The sequence below is a fragment of the Aeribacillus sp. FSL M8-0235 genome (assembly GCF_038000355.1).
In the GTDB taxonomy this organism is placed as follows: Bacteria; Bacillota; Bacilli; order Bacillales; family Aeribacillaceae; genus Aeribacillus; species Aeribacillus composti.
This window is the reverse complement of sequence record NZ_JBBOBW010000001.1, coordinates 858709-883604: the sequence shown is the minus strand read 5'-3', so window position 1 is coordinate 883604 and position 24896 is coordinate 858709. Positions and strand designations below refer to the sequence as shown.

The 24896-nt window shown below is 38.9% G+C and carries 26 protein-coding genes and 1 other RNA gene; 5 read left to right on the top strand and 22 right to left on the bottom strand.

What is annotated here, in order from left to right; all coding sequences use genetic code 11:
* Positions 1-220 precede the first annotated feature (220 nt).
* From NSQ71_RS04325 to NSQ71_RS04290, 8 genes are all read right to left on the bottom strand, one after another.
* On the bottom strand, positions 221-535 hold the full coding sequence (locus NSQ71_RS04325) for an SCP2 sterol-binding domain-containing protein (RefSeq protein ID WP_339194480.1): 315 nt from the start codon (positions 533-535) through the stop codon (positions 221-223).
* A gap of 114 nt (positions 536-649) precedes the next feature.
* Positions 650-961, bottom strand: coding sequence for a thioredoxin family protein (locus NSQ71_RS04320; protein WP_339198986.1), 312 nt, complete (start codon positions 959-961; stop codon positions 650-652).
* A 16-nt stretch (positions 962-977) separates the two neighbouring features.
* Positions 978-1328, bottom strand: a complete 351-nt coding sequence (locus NSQ71_RS04315; RefSeq protein ID WP_063386937.1) for a toprim domain-containing protein — start codon at positions 1326-1328, stop codon at positions 978-980.
* A 149-nt stretch (positions 1329-1477) separates the two neighbouring features.
* Positions 1478-1861, bottom strand: coding sequence for a glycine cleavage system protein GcvH (gene gcvH / locus NSQ71_RS04310; RefSeq protein WP_063386938.1), 384 nt, complete (start codon positions 1859-1861; stop codon positions 1478-1480).
* 63 nt (positions 1862-1924) lie between these two features.
* Complete coding sequence (locus NSQ71_RS04305) at positions 1925-2284, bottom strand: arsenate reductase family protein (RefSeq protein ID WP_066249190.1); 360 nt, start codon at positions 2282-2284, stop codon at positions 1925-1927.
* Positions 2285-2503: 219 nt separating this feature from the next.
* On the bottom strand, positions 2504-4243 hold the full coding sequence (locus NSQ71_RS04300; RefSeq protein WP_339199964.1) for an acyl-CoA dehydrogenase family protein: 1740 nt from the start codon (positions 4241-4243) through the stop codon (positions 2504-2506).
* Between the two features lie 133 nt (positions 4244-4376).
* Positions 4377-5552 (bottom strand): acetyl-CoA C-acetyltransferase, encoded by a 1176-nt coding sequence (locus tag NSQ71_RS04295; RefSeq protein ID WP_339198982.1) that lies wholly within the window; start codon positions 5550-5552, stop codon positions 4377-4379.
* 18 nt (positions 5553-5570) lie between these two features.
* Positions 5571-7952, bottom strand: a complete 2382-nt coding sequence (locus NSQ71_RS04290) for a 3-hydroxyacyl-CoA dehydrogenase/enoyl-CoA hydratase family protein (protein WP_340733060.1) — start codon at positions 7950-7952, stop codon at positions 5571-5573.
* Positions 7953-8124: 172 nt separating this feature from the next.
* Here NSQ71_RS04290 and NSQ71_RS04285 point away from each other — a divergent pair, with 172 nt between their 5' ends.
* Together NSQ71_RS04285 and NSQ71_RS04280 are read left to right on the top strand one after the other, a co-directional pair.
* Positions 8125-8388 carry a hypothetical protein gene (locus tag NSQ71_RS04285; protein ID WP_198318588.1) on the top strand — a complete coding sequence of 88 codons (264 nt, stop codon included), beginning with the start codon at positions 8125-8127 and terminating at the stop codon, positions 8386-8388.
* A 14-nt stretch (positions 8389-8402) separates the two neighbouring features.
* A complete protein-coding gene (locus NSQ71_RS04280; RefSeq protein ID WP_063386942.1) occupies positions 8403-8753 on the top strand; it encodes a spore coat protein in 351 nt (116 codons plus the stop codon).
* Positions 8754-9114: 361 nt separating this feature from the next.
* On the opposite strand, the gene NSQ71_RS04275 is transcribed toward NSQ71_RS04280, so the two are convergent.
* From NSQ71_RS04275 to NSQ71_RS04255, 5 genes are read right to left on the bottom strand one after another with little or no spacing between them, the layout of a single operon-like run.
* Positions 9115-9366, bottom strand: a complete 252-nt coding sequence (locus tag NSQ71_RS04275) for a DUF2573 family protein (RefSeq protein WP_063386943.1) — start codon at positions 9364-9366, stop codon at positions 9115-9117.
* A gap of 15 nt (positions 9367-9381) precedes the next feature.
* The gene (locus tag NSQ71_RS04270; RefSeq protein WP_082829501.1) at positions 9382-10146 is read right to left on the bottom strand and encodes an IucA/IucC family C-terminal-domain containing protein; all 765 of its coding nucleotides are present in this window, start codon (positions 10144-10146) and stop codon (positions 9382-9384) included.
* Positions 10134-10955 (bottom strand): ABC transporter ATP-binding protein, encoded by an 822-nt coding sequence (locus NSQ71_RS04265; protein WP_063386944.1) that lies wholly within the window; start codon positions 10953-10955, stop codon positions 10134-10136. Before NSQ71_RS04265 ends, NSQ71_RS04270 begins: the two co-directional genes overlap by 13 nt.
* 11 nt (positions 10956-10966) lie before the next feature.
* Positions 10967-12019, bottom strand: coding sequence for a FecCD family ABC transporter permease (locus NSQ71_RS04260; protein ID WP_130156797.1), 1053 nt, complete (start codon positions 12017-12019; stop codon positions 10967-10969).
* On the bottom strand, positions 12016-13017 hold the full coding sequence (locus NSQ71_RS04255) for a FecCD family ABC transporter permease (protein ID WP_339229540.1): 1002 nt from the start codon (positions 13015-13017) through the stop codon (positions 12016-12018). Before NSQ71_RS04255 ends, NSQ71_RS04260 begins: the two co-directional genes overlap by 4 nt.
* 161 nt (positions 13018-13178) lie before the next feature.
* Between NSQ71_RS04255 and NSQ71_RS04250 the strand changes: the two genes are divergently transcribed.
* Positions 13179-14171: an ABC transporter substrate-binding protein gene (locus NSQ71_RS04250; RefSeq protein ID WP_066249177.1), complete on the top strand. Its 993-nt coding sequence runs from the start codon at positions 13179-13181 to the stop codon at positions 14169-14171.
* Between the two features lie 514 nt (positions 14172-14685).
* Here NSQ71_RS04250 and NSQ71_RS04245 read toward each other — a convergent pair.
* From NSQ71_RS04245 to NSQ71_RS04235, 3 genes are all read right to left on the bottom strand, one after another.
* The gene (locus NSQ71_RS04245) at positions 14686-15447 is read right to left on the bottom strand and encodes a FixH family protein (RefSeq protein WP_130156801.1); all 762 of its coding nucleotides are present in this window, start codon (positions 15445-15447) and stop codon (positions 14686-14688) included.
* A gap of 597 nt (positions 15448-16044) precedes the next feature.
* The gene (gene fumC, locus NSQ71_RS04240) at positions 16045-17424 is read right to left on the bottom strand and encodes a class II fumarate hydratase (RefSeq protein WP_130156803.1); all 1380 of its coding nucleotides are present in this window, start codon (positions 17422-17424) and stop codon (positions 16045-16047) included.
* Between the two features lie 144 nt (positions 17425-17568).
* Positions 17569-17886 (bottom strand): MerR family transcriptional regulator, encoded by a 318-nt coding sequence (locus tag NSQ71_RS04235; RefSeq protein WP_063386951.1) that lies wholly within the window; start codon positions 17884-17886, stop codon positions 17569-17571.
* 215 nt (positions 17887-18101) lie between these two features.
* On the opposite strand from NSQ71_RS04235, the gene purU reads away from it, so the two are divergent.
* Positions 18102-19001, top strand: a complete 900-nt coding sequence (gene purU / locus NSQ71_RS04230) for a formyltetrahydrofolate deformylase (protein ID WP_339194467.1) — start codon at positions 18102-18104, stop codon at positions 18999-19001.
* Positions 19002-19096: 95 nt separating this feature from the next.
* A complete protein-coding gene (locus NSQ71_RS04225) occupies positions 19097-19369 on the top strand; it encodes a hypothetical protein (RefSeq protein WP_340733049.1) in 273 nt (90 codons plus the stop codon).
* A gap of 413 nt (positions 19370-19782) precedes the next feature.
* On the opposite strand, the gene ssrA is transcribed toward NSQ71_RS04225, so the two are convergent.
* From ssrA to NSQ71_RS04195, 6 genes are all read right to left on the bottom strand, one after another.
* Positions 19783-20113, bottom strand: a transfer-messenger RNA (tmRNA) gene (ssrA, locus tag NSQ71_RS04220).
* 109 nt (positions 20114-20222) lie between these two features.
* On the bottom strand, positions 20223-20696 hold the full coding sequence (gene smpB / locus NSQ71_RS04215) for an SsrA-binding protein SmpB (protein WP_340733047.1): 474 nt from the start codon (positions 20694-20696) through the stop codon (positions 20223-20225).
* A 135-nt stretch (positions 20697-20831) separates the two neighbouring features.
* On the bottom strand, positions 20832-23114 hold the full coding sequence (rnr, locus tag NSQ71_RS04210; RefSeq protein ID WP_066249291.1) for a ribonuclease R: 2283 nt from the start codon (positions 23112-23114) through the stop codon (positions 20832-20834).
* Between the two features lie 30 nt (positions 23115-23144).
* On the bottom strand, positions 23145-23891 hold the full coding sequence (locus NSQ71_RS04205) for an alpha/beta hydrolase (RefSeq protein ID WP_066249166.1): 747 nt from the start codon (positions 23889-23891) through the stop codon (positions 23145-23147).
* A gap of 154 nt (positions 23892-24045) precedes the next feature.
* Positions 24046-24279, bottom strand: a complete 234-nt coding sequence (gene secG, locus NSQ71_RS04200; RefSeq protein WP_063386955.1) for a preprotein translocase subunit SecG — start codon at positions 24277-24279, stop codon at positions 24046-24048.
* 132 nt (positions 24280-24411) lie between these two features.
* Positions 24412-24822 (bottom strand): YjdF family protein, encoded by a 411-nt coding sequence (locus tag NSQ71_RS04195; protein WP_066249163.1) that lies wholly within the window; start codon positions 24820-24822, stop codon positions 24412-24414.
* Positions 24823-24896: the final 74 nt, after the last annotated feature.

Here is a 24896-nt window from a genome sequence, read left to right as displayed (position 1 = left end):
AAAGCCTTCCTGCACAGCTGCAGAAAGGCACGATTACATTCAATTGACCTTCCTTTTTTTCAACGCAATTGTAGACAAAGCTTTATTGTACATGTGCACCCGCTATTTTTCTATTAAAACATTATTTTAAACAATACAAACTAACTGGGAGAGATTGTACCATTCAACAAACATTGTGTCAATATATTCTTTTCCGATATCTTTACTCTATTTTAACCTGTTAGGCCAATAAAGACAAGACAGATTCTAATCTTAAAATATCCCGAAATCTCCCCTCAACTTTTACTGCTTTCAATTTCATTAGTTGTTGGAGCTTTAGCTGGCCTGTAATGAGCTCTTCCATTTGCTCTTCATTTCCTATAATTTTTACATCAATGGATTCGATATTTCCATCAACTCGTCTTAATCCTTCCAAATCCAATTGATAACAATAAATGCTTTGGCCATACTCAAAAGCAATAAACATAGGATGTGCCGGAAATAAAGGCTTTAAAAAATGATGATCATTTGCCTTTTCTAATAAAAAATCAAACATTGACAACCCCCCAGCAAATATTTTATTTTACTCATTCTTTCTAGCTTTCCTTCTTCCTGCTGGGAGTTGTCGACGCTTTCTAGAAAAAACTGACATATTTCTCAGGAAATATAATTATATGGTAGAAAAACTTTTTAACTTTTGATATAAATAGTCAATAGAATGAAACGCATATATTTTTTCGGCAATTTGTCCTTTTTCAAAGATCAATAAACATGGAACACTTTCAATTTTCCATTTTTTAGCAAATTCAGGGATATAATTCAAATCTTTCGTATATATGTTTATGGAAGGAATGATTTTTTCTACAATTTCCAGCATGCTTTTAGCTAATTTACACGTCCCGCAAAAAGGTGTATATAAAAATATAATGGTTTGCTCTTCATCGCTAATCGCATCTAATTGCTCTTTTGTTATTTCAATCATTGAACACACTCCACATTTATGATAAATATCTTGCATGTACATCAATATTTGCTCTCAGCAAAACGGCGGCAATATGCTGTTCAGGTGCGGATGCAACTTGACGGTACATTTTGTCTATATATAAATGGTTGGCTTCCGGAAGCTCCCGCTTAATTTGTTTTCTCAATTTTTCTCCTGCTTCATCCGCATCGACTAAAATATAAACATCCTTGAAAAATAAGCTTTCCGCCAATTCATCGAGCTTGGACAAGCTTAACGTGCCATTTGTACAAATAATCTCAGCAGGTTCATTAATAATTTTCTCTACTTTTTTCTTATCAGACTTTCCTTCAACAATGATAACTTTCTCAATCTCTATCAGTGCCATTGTTATCACCTGCTTATAGATGCTTTTTGATATATACTTATTCTAAATGAAGTGGTTGATTCCTTCACACAAAATACTTTGATTGTCCGTACTTTTCCATTTATAAAGAAAAGGAAACCCCCTTCTCAAAGGGAGACGGGGGTTTCATATTAGTCTTCTTTTACCATTTCTTCATATTCTTCAGCTGTCATTAATTTTTCAACATCTTGAATGTCATTTGGTTCAACAACAATCATCCAAGCCTTTTCATAAGGAGATTCATTTACATATTCAGGATTGTCATCCAATTCCTCATTCACTTCAACAACTTTTCCGCTGATAGGGGCATAAAGCTCAGAAACTGTTTTCACTGATTCAACGCTTCCGAAAGGTTCGTCAGCGACTATTTCATCTCCAACTTCTGGAAGTTCAACAAATACGATGTCACCGAGTTCAGACTGCGCAAAATCAGTGATCCCAATTCTTACTTTGTCACCTTCCACCTTTACCCATTCATGCTCTTCAGAATAACGCAATTCTTTTGGTGTATTCAATGTCATTCCCTCCAATTATCATTTTTATATAAGAATTCTATTTAAATAGAATCTTTTCTAAATTTAATTTCCCCAAATCTTCTCAAATTCCTCTTCTTTAAAGCCAACGGTCACCTTTTCCCCATCGGTAACAATCGGCCGCTTAATGAGCATACCGTCTGATGCGAGCAAATCAAAGAGCTCCTCATCTGTTGCTGTTTTTACTTTTTCTTTTAAACCTAATTGACGATATTTTTGACCGCTCGTGTTAAAAAACTTTTTTAACTCCAATCCGCTCTTTTCATAAAAGGATTTTAACTCTTCTTTAGAAGGAGGATTTTCCACGATATGTATTTCACGAAAATCAATTCCGTGATCTTCCAGCCATTTTTTCGCTTTTCTGCAAGTTCCGCACTTCGGATACCAGTACATTGTTAAAGCCATTCCTTCTCACCTCCTTCATACAACACCAATAATATTTTATCATATCCGATTTGGACAAACATAATAACTTGATCAATAAATTTTTGGAGCTGTCCAGAAAATCAAATCCCCATTGAAAACAAAAAATTATAAACCCCAATATATCAACGTTTCTAAAACATTAAAGGGGGCGTCAATTAGCCGTAAAAACGACTTATTAGACACCCCTAAGTCCCGCAGTTATACTATATATTTTTCCTCTTCAATCACTCTAGCTGCAATTTGGCGTTTTTTCTTAATGACATTTACAGGGATTTGTCGCATCAATTTTTTTAGAGCAGAGAGAAGAATCCGCAAGTCGTCTCCTTCCTCGATCGCAACAATCGTTTCTTTTGCATTCGCCTCTAATTCCTGAAACGCTTCTTGCACAAACACTTGTGTATAAAGAAGCTTCTGTTTATTCTTTTCTTCTCCTGAGTTCACAATGGCCTTTTCTGTGCGCAAAATAGCGGATTCCATCGCATAAACGTTATTTACCGCATCCGCGATATTTGCAAGAATCTCTTGTTCCTGCTGCAAGGATTGGCCAAATTTTTGAGCTGCAGCACCTGCCAGCAAAAGCGTCACTCTTTTCGCTTGTTTCAACAAATATTTTTCTTGCTCCAATACGCCATCGCCGATTTCTTCCGGCATCCATGTCAACAGTTCTTTTTGAAGGCTTTGTGATTTTTGAAGAAGAGGTAGCTCCCCTTTCATTGCTTTTTTCAAAAACATTCCCGGAACAAGCAAGCGGTTGATTTCATTCGTTCCTTCAAAAATGCGGTTAATTCTGGAGTCGCGATAGGCCCTTTCCACTTCATATTCCGCCATGTATCCGTATCCGCCATGAATTTGAACTCCTTCATCCGCTATATAATCAAGCGTTTCAGAACCGAATACTTTGTTTAATGAGCATTCGATCGCATATTCAGCAATTGATTGGGCAACAGCATTTCCATCCTTTTGCTCTTCAGGTGTTAAATAACTCATCCGGTCATCAAACAATCCAACCGTTCGATAGACTGAGCTTTCCATTGCATAAAGCTTCAGCGCCATATTGGCCAACTTTTCTTGGATTAACGGAAATTGGGCTATCGGCCGTCCAAATTGTTTCCTTTGCACCGCATATTTGACCGACAATTCGATGATGCGCTTGCAGGCTCCGATTGCCCCGACGGCTAATTTGTATCGTCCGATATTTAAAATATTGAAGGCAATTTTATGCCCTTTGCCGATTTCCCCTAAAACATTTTCTTTTGGCACTAAAACGTTGTCTAAGATCAATGTCCTTGTTGAAGAGCTTTTGATCCCCATTTTCTTTTCCTCAGGACCTGTTGAAACACCCGGAAAATCTCTTTCAACAATAAATGCTGTGAAATGTTTGCCGTCCACCTTTGCATACACGATAAAAACATCTGCAAAAGCTGAATTTGTGATCCATTGTTTTTCTCCGTTTAAAATATAATGTGTTCCTGCCTCATTTAGCTTCGCTGTAGTTTTTGCACCAAGAGCATCTGATCCTGATCCTGGTTCCGTTAATGCATATGCAGCGATTTTTTCACCGACTGCAAGGCTGGGCAAATATTTTTTCTTCTGTTCTTCATTTCCAAACAATACAATTGGAAGCGAGCCGATGCCTACATGGGCTCCAAATGTAATTGAGAAGCCCCCTGCGCGGGAAAATTGTTCTGCAATAAGAGCAGAGCTTACTTTATCAAGACCTAGTCCGGAATATTCTTCTGGAATATCTGCTGCGAGCAGACCAAGTTCGCCAGCTTGCTTCAGCAATTTCACCGAAATATCAAATTCATGGTTTTCAAGACGGTCAATAAAAGGAACAACCTCGTTCAGGACAAAATCTTCAGCTGTTTTCGCAATCATTTTATGTTCTTCTGTACAGTCTTCCGGCGTGAAGATCCGATCAAAAGGAATTTCTTCCATGATGAAGCTTCCGCCCTTTATATAGGCCTCTGTTTTGTTTGCCACCCAATATTCCCCCTTTTGGATTCATAAATAAGTTCGAAGACTCCATGTCATTTTCCATCATGTGTAGAAAACCTAACCTTTTGGTTTTTTATAGAAGCTCGAAAACTCCCGCTGCACCCATTCCTCCGCCGATACACATCGTCACCAATCCAAATTGTTCATTTCTTCTTCTCATTTCGTGGATAAGAGTTAATGTCAATTTTGCACCTGTACATCCAAGAGGATGTCCAAGAGCTATGGCACCTCCGTTTACGTTTACTTTCTCTTCGTCTAATTTGAGTTCTCTAATTACTTGAATCGCTTGTGAAGCAAATGCTTCGTTTAATTCAATGAGTCCAATATCGGAAAGTTCAAGACCCGCTAATTCAAGCGCTTTTGGCACCGCAACGACAGGGCCTATTCCCATCACTTCAGGCGGCACTCCTCCTACAGCAAAAGAACGGAATTTGGCCAGCGGCTTTAGCTGAAGCTCTTCCGCTTTTTTTCGATCCATTACCATAACGGCAGCCGCTCCGTCGCTCATTTGCGAAGAATTTCCCGCCGTTACAGATCCGTTTACTGCAAATACCGGTTTTAAAAATGAAAGAACCTCTTTTGTTGTTTCTGGTCGAACCCCTTCATCTTGGCGAAATATTGTTTTTTTCTCCTGCAGCTTGTTATTAGCATCAACTGTTCGGTTCGTGATTTCTACAGGAACGATTTCTTCAGCAAATGCTTCGTTTTGAATTGCTAATGCTGCTTTTTGGTGGCTCCGCGCAGCAAATTCATCTTGTTCCTCTCGACTGATATTGTATTTTTGTGCGACCTGCTCGGCTGTATGTCCCATGCTCATGTAATATTCAGGCGCTTCCTCGGCAAGCTTTGCATTTGGCCGCAATACATTTCCAGTCATTGGAACAAGACTCATTGATTCTGTTCCTCCTGCGATAATGACTTCCGCATGCCCAAGCATGATCCGTTCAGCTGCATAAGCAATAGCCTGCAGCCCTGAAGAACAAAACCTGTTAATGGTTATTCCCGGCACTGTATAGGGGAGCCCTGCCAGCGCCGCGATATTTCTTGCAATGTTTAAGCCTTGTTCTGCCTCAGGCATAGCACAACCAATAATGACATCATCAATATGTCCGTCATAGCTTCCGGCCCGCTTCAATGTTTCCTTTACTACTAATGCTCCTAAATCATCCGGTCGTATGTTGGCTAATGCCCCTTTTTTTGCTTTTCCAACCGGTGTCCTAGCACCAGCGACAATGACAGCTTCCCTCATTTTTCTAACTCCTTTCTGTCAGTTGCGCAGCGGTTTTCCTTTTAACAGCATGTGCTGCATCCTGGCTTGTGTTTTCGGTTCACCTATTAAACTTAAAAATGCTTCCCGTTCCAAATCGAGCAAATATTGTTCATCTACCTTTGTCCTGTATGGAAGCTTGCCTCCCGCAATCACATAGGCTAATTTTTTAGCAATCTTTACATCGTGCTCCGAAGCGTATCCCGATAAATAAAGATTTTGTGCCCCTAATATCATGGCGGCATATCCGGTCTCGCCAACTACCGGAATTTTTTTGCGGACAGGAGGACGGTATCCGCTTTCATATAAAAACAGCGCTTTTTGCTTCGCATCATACAGCAGGTGATCTTTATTGATGGTTATGGCGTCTGTCGGTTGAAGAAACCCGTTTTGCTGCGCTTCCTGTGCGGATTTGGACACCTTAGCCATGGCGATCGTTTCAAATGTTTTATTTGCGACCTTTTGCAAATCAATTTCAATATCATTGCCGATTTGGTCAAGAATTTTTATATACAGTTCTTTGTTTCCTCCCCCGCCCGGGATCAGTCCAACACCTGTTTCAACTAGGCCAATGTAAGTTTCCATAGCTGCTTGAATGCTTGAGGCAGGCAAACATACTTCCGCGCCGCCTCCCAATGTCATATGAAAAGGGGCCGCTACAACCGGCTTCGGACTATATTTAATTTTCATCATCGCTTGCTGGAACTTTCTTATCATCAGCTCAATTTCAAAATAATTTTCATCCTGCGCCTCCATTAACATAAACGCAAGGTTTGCGCCTACACAAAAGTGTTTTCCTTCATTGCCGATGACTAGCCCTTTATAATTTTTATCAACTTCGTCGATGGCAAAATCGATCATTTGCACAATATCATAGCCGATCGCATTGTTTTTCGAATGAAACTCGAGCAGTGCGATATCATCGCCGATATCGATTAAGCTTGCCCCGTTATTTTCTTTAATGATTGATTTTCCATTTTTCAACGATTGCACATGAATTTGTTTCATATTTGTTTGCAGCAGTCTGTACTCGCCCCGATGATAAAAATAAGTGGCGCCTTCGCTTTGCTTATAAAACGTTTCATTTCCATCCTTCAGCATTTGCTTGACCCATGCTGGCACTGTTCCGCCCTGCTGTTCAATGGTTTCAACAGATCGTTTTATCCCGATTGCATCCCACATTTCAAACGGTCCAAGCTCCCAGCCAAATCCCCACTTCATCGCTTGGTCAATGTCAACGATCGTTTCGGCAATGCTGTCCAGCTGTTCTGCGGAATAAAGAAGCGTTGGAATAAGAATTTTCCAAATAAGAGTGCCTGCACGGTCGTTCGAATAAACAACGGCTTTTAACTTCTCCCCGGTGCCTTTTTCACGTCTCGCTATTTCGATAGAATCGGCACGAAGTTTTTTTCTATTTTCATATTCCATCGTATTTACATTTAATTCTAAAATTTCTTTGCCTGTTTTTTTGTAGAATCCTTGCCCGGCTTTTGATCCAATCCAGCCGTTTTCATGCATTTTCTTCATAAAATCCGGGACACGAAAAATTTCTTTTTCTTCGCCATCCACTCTTTCATATACGTTGTTTACGACATGAAAAAACGTGTCTAAACCGACTACATCAAGTGTGTGGAATGTGGCGCTTTTTGGTCTGCCGATCAAAGGTCCTGTCACGGAATCAACTTCTCCGACAGAATAATTCCCTTTCAGCATTTCACGTACGGTTACAAGAAAACCATATGTTCCAATGCGGTTGGCAATGAAATTCGGTGTATCCTTTGCGCAAACAACCCCTTTGCCAAGAACATCTTCACCAAATCTCTTCATAAATGCTACAACTTGTTCGTCAGTATCTTTTGTTGGAATAATTTCGAGCAGCTTCAAATAGCGTGGCGGGTTAAAAAAGTGAGTGCCTAAAAAATGTTTGCGGAAATCTTCTGAGCGGTTTTCTGACATCGAATGAACGGAAACTCCAGATGTGTTTGTGCTGATAATTCTGCCTGGCCGCCGCCATTTGTCCACTTTTTCAAAAACTTTCTGTTTAATATCGAGCCTTTCCACAACTGCTTCAATCACCCAATCAGCTTCAGCAATTTTCTCAATGTCATCATCAAAATTCCCGATCTCAATTCGCTCTATATTTTCTTTTGCAGTCAATGGAGCAGGAGTCTGCTTCTGCAGTCTTTGCACGGCCTTTTGAGCATAACGGTTTCGAACGATTGGATCTTTCAGCGTCAATCCTTGCTGTTTTTCTTCTGCCGTTAGTTCTGTCGGTACAATATCCAGGAGTAATACATGAATCCCGACATTCGCTAAATGTGCTGCAATTTGGGATCCCATCACTCCTGATCCGAGTACTGCAGCTTTTTTTATTTGACGCACAATTTCAAATCCCCTTTCATTTGAATGAACATTCATTCATTTTTTTCTGTTTTACTAAAGTATAAAATATTTAAAATTTTTGTTCAATATTCCTGTTAAAAAATTTTTGCATAACTCTTTAAAAATTGTGGGATATTAAATTTGTACATTTTTGAAAAAGGGGGCTTTTATGATGAATCAAATGCCAACCAATATGCAAAATATGCAGCAAAATCAAGTTTATAACGAACCGCCGCAAATTATTTCTGTAAAAGATCAACTATATTTAACAGATATGATGTCATGGAATTTAATTGCGATGAAAAAAGCACATTTTTTTGCTTCACAATGCCAAATTCCTGAAATTAAAGCTGAGTTGGAAAAGGTAGGAGAAATGCATCATCGCCACTATCAGCAGATATTAAATCAATTAAATGGCAATCCACAAATGCAGTAGAAAGGAGATTTATTATGCAAGCCCAGCAATCAAACAACACGAAAATCAGCAATCCGGAAACAACAGTTCAAAAAAGCCCGCAAATGAACGACCGCGACTTTATAAATGACTTGCTTGCAACTGAAAAATATATGACACAAGGTTATAGTACAGCTTTGAATGAGCTTAGCCACACCGTTTTATACGAAAATATTCAAATGATTTGCGACGAAACGCAAAAATGCCAGCGGCAGTTATTTAATGTCATGTTTAAAAATGGATGGTATTCCCTTGAGGCGTGCGACAACCAAAAAATACAACAAAGCTATCAGCAATATGCTAATTATTTGCAGCAGCAATCTCCTTACAATCAAAACATTCAATAAAAATGAACTTAAAAGTGTCTGACCCCATTCGAGCAGACAGCAAATAAAGAGTTAAAGCAGCCTTATTCCGGTAAACAAGCGGAGTAAGGTTTTATTTCTTTACGGGTTGAAATGTTATTCCCAATCGATTACTGAATAGGCGATCGAATGCTCATTCCGTTCTATATGATCACTATTTATCTGCTGTTTTTAAAGTAAGAAGCATTTTGCTTTAGCACAAAAAATTTTTAACCTTTATCAGCATTCCATTGTTTCGTCCAACGTCAATGCTATGAAACCTTAAAGTTATTTTGAATGATACTATTCTGTCCGCATAAAAAATCCCCCTGCTGCTTATAAGGAGGACAACTTCAAATTTAGATCAACGTTTTTTATTATTTCTATGCTGTTCATTTAATTCTTTTATTTCATTAATAATAGCTTTCATTTGTTCTTTTGCTTCTGGAAATTTTTCATTCCAATGTTTCACTAGCGGCGGCATCGATTTTGCCATGTACGTATACAACACCCAAATTTTCACTTTTTCTTTTAATTCAGGAGACGATTTTCCAAGCAAGAGTTCGGTATACTTTTCAACAAGCGCATCAATCTGAGCTTGAAACTGGTTATCCATTTTTAATCTCTCCAATTACTTTTTTATTGTACATTCACTAACATTCGGGCATGTTCTGCACTTTTTCCCTTCATCGTCTGTCAAATAAAACAGGCAGCATGTTTTTCTTTTTCGAATATAATCATCATATTGATCAGAATATGTCTTAGGACCAAAAAATTTTTTTAAAGGGTTCCGATTAAAATCCCCAAACAATTCACCTTTTGCTTCCTTCACGCAATAAATAAAATCTTCTTTTATTTTTTCATGTTTATCTTCATGCTGCTTTTCATTGAGCAATGTTTCATACATCCAAAATATATAGATCGCAACATTTTCCCAAAGAATCCATTTTGAAATTTTTGCCTCTGTTGAGACAACCTGTAAAAGACGGGTGATGTTTTCTTTAAATAATAAGGTTAACATTTCATCCCGCCATTTTTTTCTTTCTTGGGGAGCGATTGTGACTTCGTTCGATTTGAAATAAAAGCCCGGCAGCCAAAGCGGATCTTCGTCATCAGTGATCAGGACAAGATTTTTTATATCCACTTTTAAAGCTTTATCAAACATTGTCATGGTATAAAGAGCTAAAGCGGCTAAAAAAGCATATCTTTTAATAAACATTGACCCGGCTACATAAAGAGGTGCATTAAATTTAGGCTGAATATTTTTTAAAAACAGCTGCAGTTTTTCCGGTTTTAGCAGTTCCTCCATGTCAATTGATGAATCGGTTGCACGTTTTGCTTCTGAATATCGAAATTTTGACAGCACCTTTATTTCATCGAACGTCAACTTTCCCATGCCTGCATCCCTACTTTATTAATATTTCTCCCTTTTCCGAACGGAATACATAGCGGTGTTCCAAAAATCGGATCGCGAATAATTTTGCAATCCATTTCAAAAACATCTTTGACCAGTTGTACATTCATTACATCTTCCGGTTTTCCTTGTTTATAAATGTTTTTATCCTTTAATACGACGATATGATGAGCATAACGGCAGGCTAAATTTAAATCGTGAAGAACCATGATGATCGTTCTTTTCTCTTTCATATTCAATTCAAATAATAAATCGAGTATTTCAATTTGATGTGTTATATCTAAATAAGTTGTTGGCTCGTCGAAAAGAATAATATCTGTATTTTGCGCCAAAGTCATGGCGATCCATGCACGCTGTTTTTGTCCTCCTGATAAAGAGTCCACTGTTCGTTCTGCCAATTCACTCATTCTAGTTGCTTCAAGCGCTCGAAAAACTAATTCTTCATCTTCCTTGGACCATTGGTTCAGCCAATTTTGATAAGGATACCGTCCTTGTTTAACAAGCTGCAAAACAGTTAATCCTTCTGGGGCTTCAGGCCCTTGCGGAAGTATCGCCAGTTTTTTTGCCACTTCCTTTGTCGGTAGCTCGGCAATGTCCTTTCCTTCCAAGAGTACTGAACCGCCTGCTGGCTTTAAAATTCTTGCCAAAGATTTTAATAAGGTCGACTTTCCGCAACCGTTGCTTCCAATTAATACAGTAATTTCTCCCGTTGGAATAGTAAGATTAAGATCTTCAATAATCATATTCTGTCCATAAGCAAAAGTTAACTCATGAGTATACAATCTATGCATGCCATCACCTCCTAAATATTTCTGTGCTTCATTAACAAGTAAATAAAATAAGGAGCCCCGATCGCTGAAGTAAACACACCAGCTGGAATTTCATGCGGCAAAAAGATTGTTTTTCCCAATAAATCAGAAAGCATAACAATGAGTGCCCCGACAAAGGCTGAAATCGGCAGCATCAAACCAAAGCTTGAACCGACAAGCTTTCTTGCAATGTGAGGAGCAATAAGACCTACAAACCCTATCCCTCCTCCAAAAGCGACAGCAACAGCAGTCAAAGCGGTTCCTAGAAATAAGAGGAAAAAGCGGGTTAATTGTACCCGGTTTCCCATACCGATTGCGATCTCATCGCCAAAACTTTGAATATTGATCGTTCGTACAGTAACAACCGTTATCAAGAGAAGAATGATAGTTGCTGGAAACAAAATCTTTACTTGAGACCAGTTTGCCGCATAAACTGAGCCGGTTATCCAAATATTTGCTTGGGATGCTTGGTAAATAGGCCCTTTTATCATTAACAAAGTCGTTAATGCTTTAGTTAAAAAGGAGATTCCAATGCCGACCAACACAAGCCTGATTGCAGTCACACCGTTTTTCCACGACAATAAATAAACACAAATGCCTGTAACGGCTGCTCCTATGAAAGCTGCCAAAGGCATCCAATGAATGCTTACAGTTAAAGAATGATTCTTATCGGAAAACAGCATTAAAAATAGTACAACCGCTGCCGAAGCACCGCCGGTAATTCCGATAATGTCAGGGGATGCTAAAGGGTTTCGAACTAAATTTTGCAAAATTCCGCCCGCAACAGCCAAACACATGCCGACCAAAAGGGAAATAAGAATTCTCGGAAGCCTAAATTGTTTAATAACAAGCTCGTTCGTTCCATCCCCTATTCCAAAAATTGTTTGAAAAACTTGGGCAGGGCTGATCATCACTTCGCCTACACTTGCACTGACAAGGATTACGAAAAACGACGCAAGAAAGAAAACGAACGAAAGGAAAAAGGCTTTTTTATCAATTAAAAATGAAATGACATTTCCGATCCGAAGCGAAACATATTTTTTCATGATGCACGAACCCCCTTCCTTGCAATATAAACAAAAAATGGGGTTCCAATTATCGCCGTCATGACCCCTACAGGGACTTCTTCAGGCATGACAATGAAACGGGCGCCAATATCTGCTGCAACTAGCAAAATCCCACCAAATACTGCACAGAACGGCAAAATCCATCTGTAATCATTTCCGGCCACATACTTTGCAATATGGGGCACGACTACGCCGATGAATGCAATAGGACCAGCCGCCGCAACTGCACCGCCCGCAAAAAATATGACAGCACAGGCTGCAAAAAACTTCACTGTTCCTACTTTTAGTCCTAAACTTTTCGCCACTTCTTCTCCCATTACTAAGACGTTTAATTTAGAGGCGATAAATGTACAAATAACTAATCCAATCAAAATATATGGAAGAACAGCTGTCATTACCTCCATTTTGCGGCCTTGCACAGATCCTGCAAGCCAAAATAATACTTGATCCAACGCTGCTTCATTTAAAACTAACAAACCTTGCGTAAGGGAAGAAAAAAGTGCCGCAACGGCCGCTCCTGCCAAAGTAAGCTTTACAGGCGTCAATCCATCACTACCCAATGAGCTGATCATGTACACAAGCATGGCAGCAAAAGCTGCGCCTGCAAAAGCAATCCAAGTAAACGCTTGTAAGCTGTTTACAGAAAATAAGGAAAAAGCTAGAACAATAAAAAATCCTGCACCGGCATTGATGCCAAAAACGCTTGGCGATGCAAGAGGATTTTTCGTAATAGCTTGCATCAATGCACCGGATAAAGCAAGACAAGCGCCGACTACACTCGCTATGACGGATCGAGGAAGTCGAACATTTTGTATAATAATATGTTCATTGGAACCATTAAAATGAAAAAAAGCATCCCATGCCATCTTCCAGCTTGTATCCGTATATCCATATACAATACTTGCACACATGCTGAATAATAGAAGCAAAAAGGAAAGAAAAAGTAAGATTGCTTTACGATTACTAGATAATGACAACTTCACGTCTCTCCTAACAAGTCGAACTTCTGAACCAATTGTACCAAATCATTTTGAATGTGAAAATCATTTTCAATTAATTATTGACTTTTTATTTCTCACTGATTACTATTATTAAGGAATTGAAAATCATTTTCAACTACATTTTAGGGGGTTACATAATGAAAAAAATATCAAAATTATTATTTTCCATCGTTGCCATACTCATGCTGGCAGTAATTGCTGCTTGCGGCAACGGGGACAGTAAAGAAGCTTCAAAAGAAAAGAAAGAAAGCTCAACTGAAAGTCAATCATACAAAGTTGAGCATGCAATGGGAACAGCTGAAATTCCAAAAAAACCTGAACGTGTCGTCGTATTAACGAATGAAGGAACCGAAGCGCTTTTAGCAATGGGATTAAAACCAGTCGGAGCCGTTCAATCTTGGCTTGGCGATCCTTGGTACGATCATATTAAAGATGAAATGAAAGACGTTGAAGTCGTTGGTACAGAAAGTGAAGTCAATGTTGAAAAAATTGCAGCTCTTCAGCCTGACTTGATTATAGGCAATAAGCTTCGCCAAGAAGCAATCTACGACAAGCTCAATCAAATAGCGCCAACAGTTTTTTCGGAAACATTAAGAGGCGACTGGCAGGAAAACTTTAAGCTATATGCAAAAGCCATCGATCGTGAAGAAGAAGGACAAAAAGTATTAGATGATTTTAATAATCATGTAGAAGAAGTAAAACAAAAATTAGGAGATCAAGTGAATCAAGAAGTTTCAGTTGTTCGTTTCATGGCTGGTGTAACGAGAATATATTGGAAAGATTCATTTTCTGGTGTGATTTTCGATCAAATTGGATTTAAACGTCCTGCTCAGCAAGAAAAATTGTTTACAGATGCAAATAAATTAGGAGATTTGGCAGTTGAAGTCGGAAAAGAACAAATTCCGGAAATGGACGGTGACATCATCTTCTATTTCACCTATGCACCGCAAGGAGACAAAGAAGCTTTGCAAGCAGAAAAAGAATGGACAAACGATCCACTTTGGAAAAACTTAAATGCTGTTAAAAACGGAAAAGCTTACAAAGTTGACGACGCTATTTGGAACACAGCCGGCGGTGTGCTTGCTGCAAACCATATGCTGGACGACTTAGAAAAATTGTTAACTCAATAAAATTGAGATGGTCGAAAAGATAATTTTTTCTTACCTTGAAAATCAGCAATATGAATAAAGCCAAAGCAACCTTACTTCAAAATTCATTGGAGTAAGGTTGTTCAGCTTTTATGCACTTTTGTTTCGTTTAACTAAATTTTCGCTTTATTTTGGTTTATAAGACTACTTTGCATTTGTTATTTAACTTATGTTCGAACAAGTTATACTGGACGAATCTTCATTCATTTATAAAAAGGAATTCTTTTTCGTATTCAATGCCAATCAATTATTTCGTTTAAAATTCTTTTGCCATACATTCTCTTTTTAAGGGAAGGGCGGCTTTTCATGTTTTTAATTAATCTATTCATACGTATCGACGTTACGTGCTTCGAACATATCTGGTTCCTGCCGTTCAATTAGTTCGCCACGACTTAATTGATTTCTTTCCCCGCTCTTATTTTTGTCCATACATATACACTTTTTCAGCGATTCTTTCTCAATTCTTTTCTACCATAAACAATATCCATTCCGATCTTTATTTTTGAACCGTTACCTTCTTCGTGACATGCTCATGTAGTCCTTCATCATTGTTGACATGAACTTGGATTTGATAAGTTCCTGAGGAAGAAAATGTATATTTCGCTTCATAAGTACCTTTCTCGTCTCCTGCAGCATCTACCCAATCATGCTTATCAGAACCGTCCTTCCAAATTTCATAACGGACGTTTGCGTTTAGCAACGGAGCGTTTTCTGCTTGAATTTTTGTTTGAATCAATGTTTCCGCATTCGCCTTTACATTTGTCGGCAGCTCCAATTGGATGTCTACAGATCCTTGAGAATGTTCATGAGTATGATTTGCGGTTTCTTCGTTTTCTCCCGTTGAAGCTCCACCTTTATGTAGTTCACCAATCACAATTTGTTTTTTGGGCATATTATGCTGATTTTTCGCCGTAACGTGTGATTGAACAAAAAAAACTCCATTTTCATCAAATGTGTGTTCAATCGTATATTGGCCGTCTTTTTCATGTTTTGCTTCTATCATTTTACTTTCTTCTTTTTCTCCTTCTTTCCATATTTCAAATTTTACTTCATCAGCATCTTCAACCGCTTCTCCTCCGTAGCTCACTTCAGCAGTCAACGAAACTTTTTCATGAATATTCGCATGGTCTGGCACTTTCAAATTGACTTCGAGCGGATGAACTTCGGCACTTTCTCCGCTGTTCTCTTGTTTCGTTTCATTTTGACCGCAAGCTGCAAGAAGGAAAACGGCGGCAAGCAATATAATGATTTTTTTCACAATAAATCTCCTTTCCTCAATAAAAATTAATTGAGAACTATTAAATAAAGAATAAATTTAATACATACATATTGCAACATTGCAAAGGTGAATATTTTGTGTAGGATTCATGAAATTTTTATGTGGAGGATAATGGTTTTTGCACCTGGCAGCATTGAATATAAATAAGAAAACCGGACGCACAAATTGAACATATCCCGATCAAAGATCAAATAGACAGTATTAAAAATTCCCCCTTATTCAGCGGCTTACAGAATAGTTGTAGAAGGAATGTTAAAGAAATCATCTGACAATTCCTCCCCATATAACTCAGTAGGTCTGTAAGCTGAAGAAAGAAGCACTGTCTTCGAAGATATTTTTTAACTGCTAAGAGTTTAAACTCAACTGAATAGTTTATGAACTTTTGTCCTTTTCTTGCCATAAAAAATCACCTCTTAAAGCAGTGTTGACCAAATAGGGATTTTTCAACATCTACTTTAAGGGGTGCAGTTCATAGACAGTATAGGTTTTTTCTTTCTATCTAGACAAGAGGGATCGTATCAAGTAGTGAGTATCGGTATATATTTTCATCTCCCAGCAAAAATTCAATGTTTTCTGTTACACCATTTTCTCCGGCTGGACAATGCGGTCAAATTCTTCGGCTGACAGAAGGTTCAGTTGAACAGCTGCCTCCTTTAAAGTCAATCGTTTTTCATATGCAAGCTTTGCAATTTTCGCTGCATTTTCGTATCCAATATGAGGATTTAAAGCAGTTACGAGCATGAGCGAGTCTTGTACATATTTATCAATCACTTCTTTGTTTGCTTCAATTCCCACAGCACAGCGGTCGTTGAAGGAAATTATACTATCCGATAAAAGCCGGATCGATTGTAAAAAGTTATAAATAATAACCGGTTTGAAAACATTTAATTCAAAATTTCCTTGGCTTGCAGCAAAACCGATCGCTGCATCATTTCCCATGACTTGGACTGCTACCATCGTTAATGCTTCGCTTTGCGTCGGATTCACTTTTCCCGGCATAATGGAGCTTCCGGGCTCATTTGCTGGTATCGTGATCTCGCCAATTCCGCATCTTGGACCGCTTGCCAGCCATCTAACATCATTTGCAATTTTCATAAGATCAGCTGCCAAGGCTTTTAGCGCTCCGTGTGCATGAACGATTTCATCATGGCTAGTTAGCGCATGGAATTTGTTTTCAGAGGAACGGAATGATTCATTCGTTTGCTTGCTTATTTCATCTGCAACAAGCTGTCCAAACTGAGGATCCGTATTAATTCCTGTTCCGACTGCTGTTCCGCCGATCGCCAAATCTCTCAAGTTATCCATTGCTTCGACAATCATTTTTCTGCTTTTTCTCAGCATATGTACCCATCCGCTGATTTCCTGTCCAAGCGTGAGCGGTGTTGCATCCTGCAAGTGGGTGCGGCCAATTTTCACAAGATTCTCAAACTGCTTAGATTTCTTATCGAGCGTCTCTGTCAACAAATCAATTGCCGGCAACAGCTTGTTTTTTATCGCTATGACACCAGCAATATGCATTGCTGTAGGGAATGTGTCGTTTGAGCTTTGTCCCATATTCACATCATCATTTGGATGAATTTTTAATGATTCAAACCCATTTTCTTTCAAGTATTCATTTCCTTTAAACGAAATCACTTCATTGACATTCATGTTCGACTGCGTTCCGCTTCCGGTTTGCCATACTACGAGCGGGAAATGCTCATCAAGCTTCCCTTCTATAATTTCATCGCAAACATGAACGATCGCATCTTTTTTCTCTTTTGGCAGCTTTCCTAATTTTTCATTAACGATCGCTGCACCTCTTTTTAAAATGGCAAATGCACGAATGACTTCAATCGGCATCGTCTCAGTACCGATTTTAAAATTGTTTCTGCTCCGTTCCGTCTGTGCACCCCAGTAGCGGTCTTTGGGAACTTTTACTTCTCCCAGCGTATCTCTTTCTATACGATAGTCCATTTTCTTCTTCCTCCTTTTTAAATAATCATCTATTTTAAATATACCTCTAATATTTTGTTAAAAGCAAAAAAACTCTGATAATTTTTTATAAAAATGAAGAACTTTTTTAAATCATAAAAAAAAAGCGGTTTTAACCGCCCTGAACTATTGTTTTCTTATTTTGAAGTGTGCATTCAGCTGGCCTTGAATCATTTTTTTCTTATCTTCGAGCATTTTATCTCTTTCTTTTTTCAGCATTTCTTTTCTAATTTCAAACGTTTGAACGCCGTCTTCGATTTTATCTGCAATTTCCATTAATGTTTCAATATCTGAAAAGGAATATTTTCTCGTTCCTTGTTTCGTTCTTTCGGGAAAAATTAATTTTCGTTCTTCATAATATCGTATTTTTCTTGGTGATAGCCCTGTTAGTTCACTAACGATACCGATCGTAATGACTTTTTTATCCTTATATGATTCTGACATTGTTATACCTCCTTTTATAACGTTATTACGTTAAAATTTATAACATTTTCAGCCATTAACTTTATTATACAATTTTTTTTCGTATTTTTTAATTTTTGTTGTAAGATTTTCTTACATTGAATACTTATAAATATTTTTTTCCTTGTTCAAATTGACAAGAAAGCAAACTATTAGTATCCTTTGTACAGATCACATTTGGGTTGGAGGAAAGGTTTATGTTACATACGAAACAAACGAATCTTGAATCTTTTTTACATCAATATAAAGATCGCGCACGTCTTCTTATTACATGCAACGACCAGCCAGGAATTGTTGCAAAAATTTCTAAAGTTTTATATGAACACGGCGCCAATATCGTCCAATCAGATCAATATTCAACAGATCCTTCAGGCGGCACTTTTTTTATGCGCGTTGAATTTGAATTACCGGATATAGAACGTAAAAAAGGCGAGCTTGAAAAAGACTTTGAGCCGATCGGAAAAGAATTGCAAATGAAATGGCAATTTTCATATATGAACCAATTAAAGCGAATGGCGATTTTCGTATCGAAACAAGATCATTGCCTTCTCGATCTTCTTTGGCGTTATCAATCAGGCGATTTTTTTTGCGAAATACCTTTGGTAATCAGCAACCATCCAGATTTGCGTGAACCAGTTGAATCGCTTGGAATTCCGTATTATTACATACCGGTCAATAAAGACAATAAGCCGGAAGCGGAAAAGCAGCAGCTTGAACTGTTGAAGAAATATAATATTGATTTCGTCGTTCTCGCCCGTTATATGCAAATTTTATCTCCAGATTTCATCAAGCATTACCGGCATCGAATTATTAACATTCATCATTCGTTCTTGCCTGCATTTGTCGGTGCAAGACCGTATGAGCGCGCATATGAACGCGGAGTCAAAATTATTGGAGCCACTTCCCATTATGTGACGGAAGATTTGGACGAAGGACCAATTATTGAACAAGGGGTTAAAGAGGTCAGCCATCGGTACAATGTTGAAGATTTAAAAAGGGTCGGAAGAACGATTGAACGCGACGTTCTCGCCCGCGCTGTACAATTGCATTTGGAAGACCGCGTGATTGTCCATGGAAACAAAACGATTGTCTTTTAATCAAAAAGCGCACTTGCTTTTCACAGCATGTGCGCTTTTTTTCAATAAGAGCTCTATTGATAAATTCAATTAACAAGGATGTGGCAAAAAAGAAAATGATGGTATACTTAAATACAAAAAATGCGGGATCATTTTTGAAAAAATATTTTGTTTTTATCATTCGTTTTCTATTGCTCTATACGGTATTTCAAATACTATCGGGTACTGTTTTAACTGCTTTTTACACGCCAGATTTTTCTGCCAAAACGGTCAGTCTTAGTCAAGAGGTAGTGTTCGGCGAGCCTTCTTCCATACCATTGCTTATATCATTGCTTATTGCTACAACAGCCTATTTTCTCGCTCAAAAAGTATTGAAAGCTGCACAATAATAAGAAAAAAGGACCTCAGCTTTGAACTGAAACCCTTTCCTTTAGCAAAGCATGTAAATAAAAGAAACCAGCATGTTTGCCGATTTCTTTTATTTCATTGTTAATTTTATAAAAATCACGGGAAACGTCTTTCTATAATGGAGACGGTGGGACGTGCTGATCCATGCTTTCGCAATGGCACTGACTATATCTTGAACCTAAACAGGTCCTCCGGCGTGTTATGCGAAATTTAGATTTGCCGTACGGCAGAATTTCGCATCCTAGTACTACCTTGAAGGCAGCCTATGAGTCGATACACGGCTGTTGGATTGCTCCACATACCGCTCGGTGTTGCCATATCGCAGAAACGACTTAGGTTTCACCGATTAAGCCGGATTTTCACTTGTGTGTTGCCACACAAGGCGACTATTTCCTAATCGAACCCACGTCCAGAGATATCGCCACTTAAGCATCTACGAGCGTATCCGACATATTTAACATTTCACTGTTCCTTAGCCTGTCGGCAGGCATCCGGACAGCTAGTCTGATTCGTCTCTTCCCTCTTCCTCAGACGGCGGAATCGGGCGTAGCCCACTTAAGTTGAACCCCTTTTCCTCCACATGGGCGATGGAAGAAAGGAGCCTTTAGCATTAAGCAGCTAAAGCGTAGTTGTTTTGTTTGCCAGTTATCTTTAGGCGACGTTGATGACGGAGACGATCCCTCCGGCTCGCAGCTTAAGCTCGATCTATCCCTGTCGAATCCAAAACGTCCCCGTTTTATTCGAGCTAGTGCTTGAGAAATATATTCAACTGGCAACGACATATATTATTATAACAAAAACAATATATTTTTCAATTGTCATTTATTGTTATCATTAATAGATCCCTTTTTGTTTTTGTTGAAATGCCCGTTCAATTTCTCTTTTCGCTTCTTTTCGTTTTAAATCCTCCCGCTTATCGTATTTCTTTTTCCCTTTTCCTAGCCCGATAAGCACTTTCGCAAATCCATTTTTAATGTAAAGCTTCAGCGGAACTAATGAATAACCCTGTTCTTTTGTGGCCCCGATCAGCTTATTGATTTCTCTTCGGTGCAAAAGAAGCTTTCTCGTTCTTAACGGCTCATGGTTGTATCGATTTCCCTGCTCATACGGGCTGATATGCATGTTATGAAGAAAAGCTTCCCCTTTTTCCACTCTTGCGAACGCATCTTTTAAATTGGCGCGGCCGGCGCGAATCGATTTAATTTCTGTTCCCTGGAGGACGATCCCAGCTTCATACGTTTCTTCAATAAAATAGTCGTGGTGCGCCTTTTTATTTTGGGCAATCAGTTTCCCTTCTCCCTTTGACATTCTCTGTCACCCTTTCGTGAAAATTAGGGGTAAAGATAATTATAGCAAATGAACATTTTCGCCTCAATCAAGATTCTTTCTAAGTGAAATTTTGCTGTTTCAATAAGTTTGTTTTTTTAGACATCTGGCCTCGCTTTAACGCTTTTTCTTCTTCCGCTTCTTTTTCGATACGTTTTTATAAAACTTTTTCTTTTTTGATTTCGGCGGTCTCGTTGACCATTCTTCCTCTTCTTCCTGATGTTTGCTCTTAATCACCTTCACCGTTTCAGGCCGTGTTGATTTTTTTCGTTTTTTTCTCATACCGACAATTTCAAAATCGATGGATCGTTCCTCTTTATCAACATTCACAACGCGGACGGTAATTTCATCGCCGATGCGGTAAACATTTCCCGTTCTTTCACCGATCATCGCATAATGACGTTCATCATAATGGTAGTAATCATCCGTCATATAGCTTACATGAACGAGACCTTCAACAGTATTCGGGAGCTCGACAAACATGCCGAAGTTTGTGACAGAACTGATGATTCCATCAAATTCTTCCCCAATCTTATCCAGCATAAATTCTGCTTTTTTCAAATCATCCGTTTCACGCTCCGCATCAACAGCCCGCCGTTCCATATTAGAAGAATGTTCTGCAATTTCCGGCAAAATTGATGCCCATTTCATCTGTGTCTTTTCGTCTATTTTCCCTTCAAGCAAATATTTGCGAATGAGTCGATGAACTATCAAATCGGGATAACGGCGAATCGGGGAAGTAAAATGGGTGTAAAATTCGGTCGACAATCCGAAATGCCCGACGCTTTCCGGATGATATTTCGCTTGCTTCATAGACCGAAGCATGACAGTTGAAATCACCATTTCTTCAGGTTTTCCCCGTACTTCATCTAAAATTTGCTGCAAAGCGCGCGGATGAATATTGTTTCCTGTCCCCTTCACTACATAACCAAAATTTGTAATAAACTCCAAGAAACGTCTTAGTTTTTCCTCATTCGGTTTTTCGTGAATTCGATATATAAACGGTACATTTAACCAGTGAAAATGTTCTGCTACTGTTTCATTTGCAAGCAGCATAAATTCTTCAATTAACCGTTCCGCTACAGATCGTTCCCGAATAATGACATCATACGGTTTGCCTTTCTCATCCACCAAAACTTTCGCTTCCTTAAAATCAAAATCGATAGCTCCGCGCAGCATTCTTTTTTTCCGTAAAATCGACGCAAGCTCAGCCATATCCTCCAGCATGGGGACAATTTCTTGATATTTTTCCCGAAGCTGTTCATCCTTTTCAATCAAAATTTTATTGACATTTGAATAAGTCATCCGCTCAGCGGAGCGAATAATACTTTGAAAAATATCATGCTGAACTACGTTCCCATATTCATCCACAATCATTTCGCACGATAATGTCAGACGATCCACCTTCGGATTCAGCGAACAAATTCCGTTTGATAAACGATGCGGTATCATCGGAATGACGCGATCAACTAAATATACGCTTGTCCCGCGTGCAAATGCCTCTCTGTCAATCGGAGTTCCTTCTTTTACATAATAACTGACATCTGCGATATGCACGCCAAGCTTATAGCAGCCGTTATTTAACTTTGTTACTGTTACGGCATCATCCAAATCTTTTGCATCTTCACCATCAATGGTAATGATTAATTCGTTGCGAAGGTCTCGTCTGTTCTTGATTTCCTCGCTCTTAATCTCATCAGGTGTTTCGTTTGCTTGCTTTAATACATCATCTGGAAAGCTCAATGGCAGCTGATGCTTATGAATGATTGATAAAATATCGACGCCAGGATCATTTTTATGGCCTAAAATTTGTACGACTTCTCCTTCTGCACTCATTCGTCCTTCAGGATATGACGTGAGTCGGACAATTACTTTATGACCTTCAACTGCCCCATTTGATGCATTTTTCGGAATAAAAATGTCGTTGACAATCTTTTTGTCGTCAGGTATGACAAATCCGAAGTTTTTGCTTTCCGTATATGTTCCGACAATTTCCGTTATTCCTCTTTCCAAAATGCGTATGACCGTGCCTTCCTGTCTCGCCCCGCTTGTTTTCGGGCTTAGCCGCACAAGAACTTTGTCTCCATGCATCGCATGATTCAGCTCGCCGGGCGGAATGAACACGTCATCAAAACCTGGTTCATCCGGTTCAACGAAAGCAAATCCGCGGGCATGTCCGACCAGTGTTCCGCGGATCAAATTCATTTTTTCTGGAACACCGTATCGATTTGCTCTCGTCCGCACAATGAGGCCTTTTTCTTCCATCTTATTTAAAGTAATAATCAGCTTTTTAAATTCGTCTGCGTCCTCTAGCTGAAAAGCTTCTTCTAATTCCTCCACAGTCAAAGGTTTATAAGCCTCTTCCTTCATAAAAGAAAGAAGCCTTTCAGCTAACTGCATATCGGGTTCTGCCAATACGATAACCTCCTTTTACTCCTGCCAATCAAGGCTCTCTAAAAATTCATAGACGTCCTGATGCAGTTCATCTCGCTGCTTGTCAAGCGTAATAACATGCGACGATTCTTCATACCATTTGATTTTTTTTATATTTGAGCTTACTTCGTTATAAATAATATTTGCACTATCCGGATTGATCATTTCATCGTGCCGCGCCTGAACCACAAATGTCGGGGCATAAATCATATCGACATTTTCTCTCACATCAGAAATCAAACGCTGCAGAGCTTTCAACGTTTTCATTGGTGTTTTTTGAAACTCTTCCATTTCCGCCTCAATCTGTTCTTCCGGCTTTCCTTCAAATTGTTTATATTTGCGGGCATATTTTAAAATCCCTTTATACATCGTTTCTTCGCTTTTAATATACATCGGGGCGCACATTGGAATAATTCCTTTTACAGGTACAGTGTATCCCAGTTTTAAAGAAAAAACTCCTCCAAGAGACAAACCGGCAACTGCAATTTCTTTAAAACCTAAGTCTTTCAGATGTTCGTAGCCGCCCATCACATCTTGCCACCAGTCATCGGGACCGGTATGAACCAATTCTTCCGGAGGAACCCCATGGCCTTTATATTGAGGGGCATGACAAGTATACCCTTTATCTTGCAAAAAACGCCCAAGTATCCGCACATCTGCTGAATTTCCAGTAAAGCCGTGAAGCAGCAGTACAGCACGATTCCCACCTTCAAACGTAAAAGGTTTTGGCGGTAAAACTTTCATTTTAAAATCTCCTTCTCTTTTTAAATTCTTTATTTTTTACAACGAATTGTAGTATGAAAAAAGTTTAAATTCCATTATATACCAAAAACATTATTCATTCAACAGCTTTATTTTCCCATAGAAAAAAGGCCTGTTTGACAGACCTTTCTAGCTATTATAATCCAAACCATGAAACAGCAATTGCTAAAACAAAAAATAACACAGAAAGAACGATTGTAATACGATGTAAGATTAAATCTATTCCACGCGCTTTTTGCTTCCCAAAAAGCTGTTCAGCACCGCCGGAAATGGCTCCAGATAATCCAGCACTTTTTCCAGACTGCAGTATCACCACAGCGATCAGCGCAATAGATACAATTGCTAATAGTATGACAAGCAGAGTATGCATGTCCACTCCACCTCCTAAAAAAACGCACATTACAATAGTTTTAATGTATCATAAATTGGCTCATTACACAATAGCGTATCCATTCAGAAAATACGAAAGCGGATGTCTTGAAGCAAGACATCCAACTCTGTATTACCTTCCACGATGTTTTGCCTTCGCTTTTAAACGCTTTAACTCTCTTTTTCGCTTGATGAGAGCTTCGCGCAGCTCCTTGCGCAAAACTTTTCTCTCTTTTTTACGATGCTCCAATTCTAGCTGAAGGGCTGTTTGTGCATATGTGGAAAGCGGCCTTGTTTTCATTTCCTTTGCAGCTTCACGTTGCAGTCGCTTCGGATTTTTGCGCTTTTTCATTTCAAGCGGCACGGCGGTTGTTGTGCGGCACTTGTGCAGTAACGATAGCATCGGACCATTCACAAATGCCAAAACTTCATCATCTTTTGGCTCTGAACCAAATACGTAGCGAACCGCTTTTATAGCTTCACCTTCCTTTTGCTCAACCACACCGATCCAGAATTGTCCATCGTAAAAAACCGTCAACTTCATGAAAGGTCCCTCCTTGTAAAACGTAACGACAGCGATGGACATCCCAAGGAGGGGAAGGATACTGACACTCTTTC

Excerpts from the sequence above, each read along its gene's own strand:
- NSQ71_RS04325 (WP_339194480.1), bottom strand. The coding sequence starts at position 535 with ATGTTTGATTTTTTATTAGAAAAGGCAAATGATCATCATTTTTTAAAG.
- NSQ71_RS04320 (WP_339198986.1), bottom strand. The coding sequence starts at position 961 with ATGATTGAAATAACAAAAGAGCAATTAGATGCGATTAGCGATGAAGAG.
- NSQ71_RS04315 (WP_063386937.1), bottom strand. The coding sequence starts at position 1,328 with ATGGCACTGATAGAGATTGAGAAAGTTATCATTGTTGAAGGAAAGTCT.
- NSQ71_RS04305 (WP_066249190.1), bottom strand. The coding sequence starts at position 2,284 with ATGGCTTTAACAATGTACTGGTATCCGAAGTGCGGAACTTGCAGAAAA.
- NSQ71_RS04300 (WP_339199964.1), bottom strand. The coding sequence starts at position 4,243 with ATGGAAGAAATTCCTTTTGATCGGATCTTCACGCCGGAAGACTGTACA.
- NSQ71_RS04295 (WP_339198982.1), bottom strand. The coding sequence starts at position 5,552 with ATGAGGGAAGCTGTCATTGTCGCTGGTGCTAGGACACCGGTTGGAAAA.
- NSQ71_RS04285 (WP_198318588.1), top strand. The coding sequence starts at position 8,125 with ATGAATCAAATGCCAACCAATATGCAAAATATGCAGCAAAATCAAGTT.
- NSQ71_RS04280 (WP_063386942.1), top strand. The coding sequence starts at position 8,403 with ATGCAAGCCCAGCAATCAAACAACACGAAAATCAGCAATCCGGAAACA.
- NSQ71_RS04275 (WP_063386943.1), bottom strand. The coding sequence starts at position 9,366 with ATGGATAACCAGTTTCAAGCTCAGATTGATGCGCTTGTTGAAAAGTAT.
- NSQ71_RS04270 (WP_082829501.1), bottom strand. The coding sequence starts at position 10,146 with ATGGGAAAGTTGACGTTCGATGAAATAAAGGTGCTGTCAAAATTTCGA.
- NSQ71_RS04265 (WP_063386944.1), bottom strand. The coding sequence starts at position 10,955 with ATGCATAGATTGTATACTCATGAGTTAACTTTTGCTTATGGACAGAAT.
- NSQ71_RS04260 (WP_130156797.1), bottom strand. The coding sequence starts at position 12,019 with ATGAAAAAATATGTTTCGCTTCGGATCGGAAATGTCATTTCATTTTTA.
- NSQ71_RS04250 (WP_066249177.1), top strand. The coding sequence starts at position 13,179 with ATGAAAAAAATATCAAAATTATTATTTTCCATCGTTGCCATACTCATG.
- fumC (WP_130156803.1), bottom strand. The coding sequence starts at position 17,424 with ATGGACTATCGTATAGAAAGAGATACGCTGGGAGAAGTAAAAGTTCCC.
- NSQ71_RS04235 (WP_063386951.1), bottom strand. The coding sequence starts at position 17,886 with ATGTCAGAATCATATAAGGATAAAAAAGTCATTACGATCGGTATCGTT.
- purU (WP_339194467.1), top strand. The coding sequence starts at position 18,102 with ATGTTACATACGAAACAAACGAATCTTGAATCTTTTTTACATCAATAT.
- NSQ71_RS04225 (WP_340733049.1), top strand. The coding sequence starts at position 19,097 with ATGATGGTATACTTAAATACAAAAAATGCGGGATCATTTTTGAAAAAA.
- smpB (WP_340733047.1), bottom strand. The coding sequence starts at position 20,696 with ATGTCAAAGGGAGAAGGGAAACTGATTGCCCAAAATAAAAAGGCGCAC.
- rnr (WP_066249291.1), bottom strand. The coding sequence starts at position 23,114 with ATGCAGTTAGCTGAAAGGCTTCTTTCTTTTATGAAGGAAGAGGCTTAT.
- NSQ71_RS04205 (WP_066249166.1), bottom strand. The coding sequence starts at position 23,891 with ATGAAAGTTTTACCGCCAAAACCTTTTACGTTTGAAGGTGGGAATCGT.
- secG (WP_063386955.1), bottom strand. The coding sequence starts at position 24,279 with ATGCATACTCTGCTTGTCATACTATTAGCAATTGTATCTATTGCGCTG.
- NSQ71_RS04195 (WP_066249163.1), bottom strand. The coding sequence starts at position 24,822 with ATGAAGTTGACGGTTTTTTACGATGGACAATTCTGGATCGGTGTGGTT.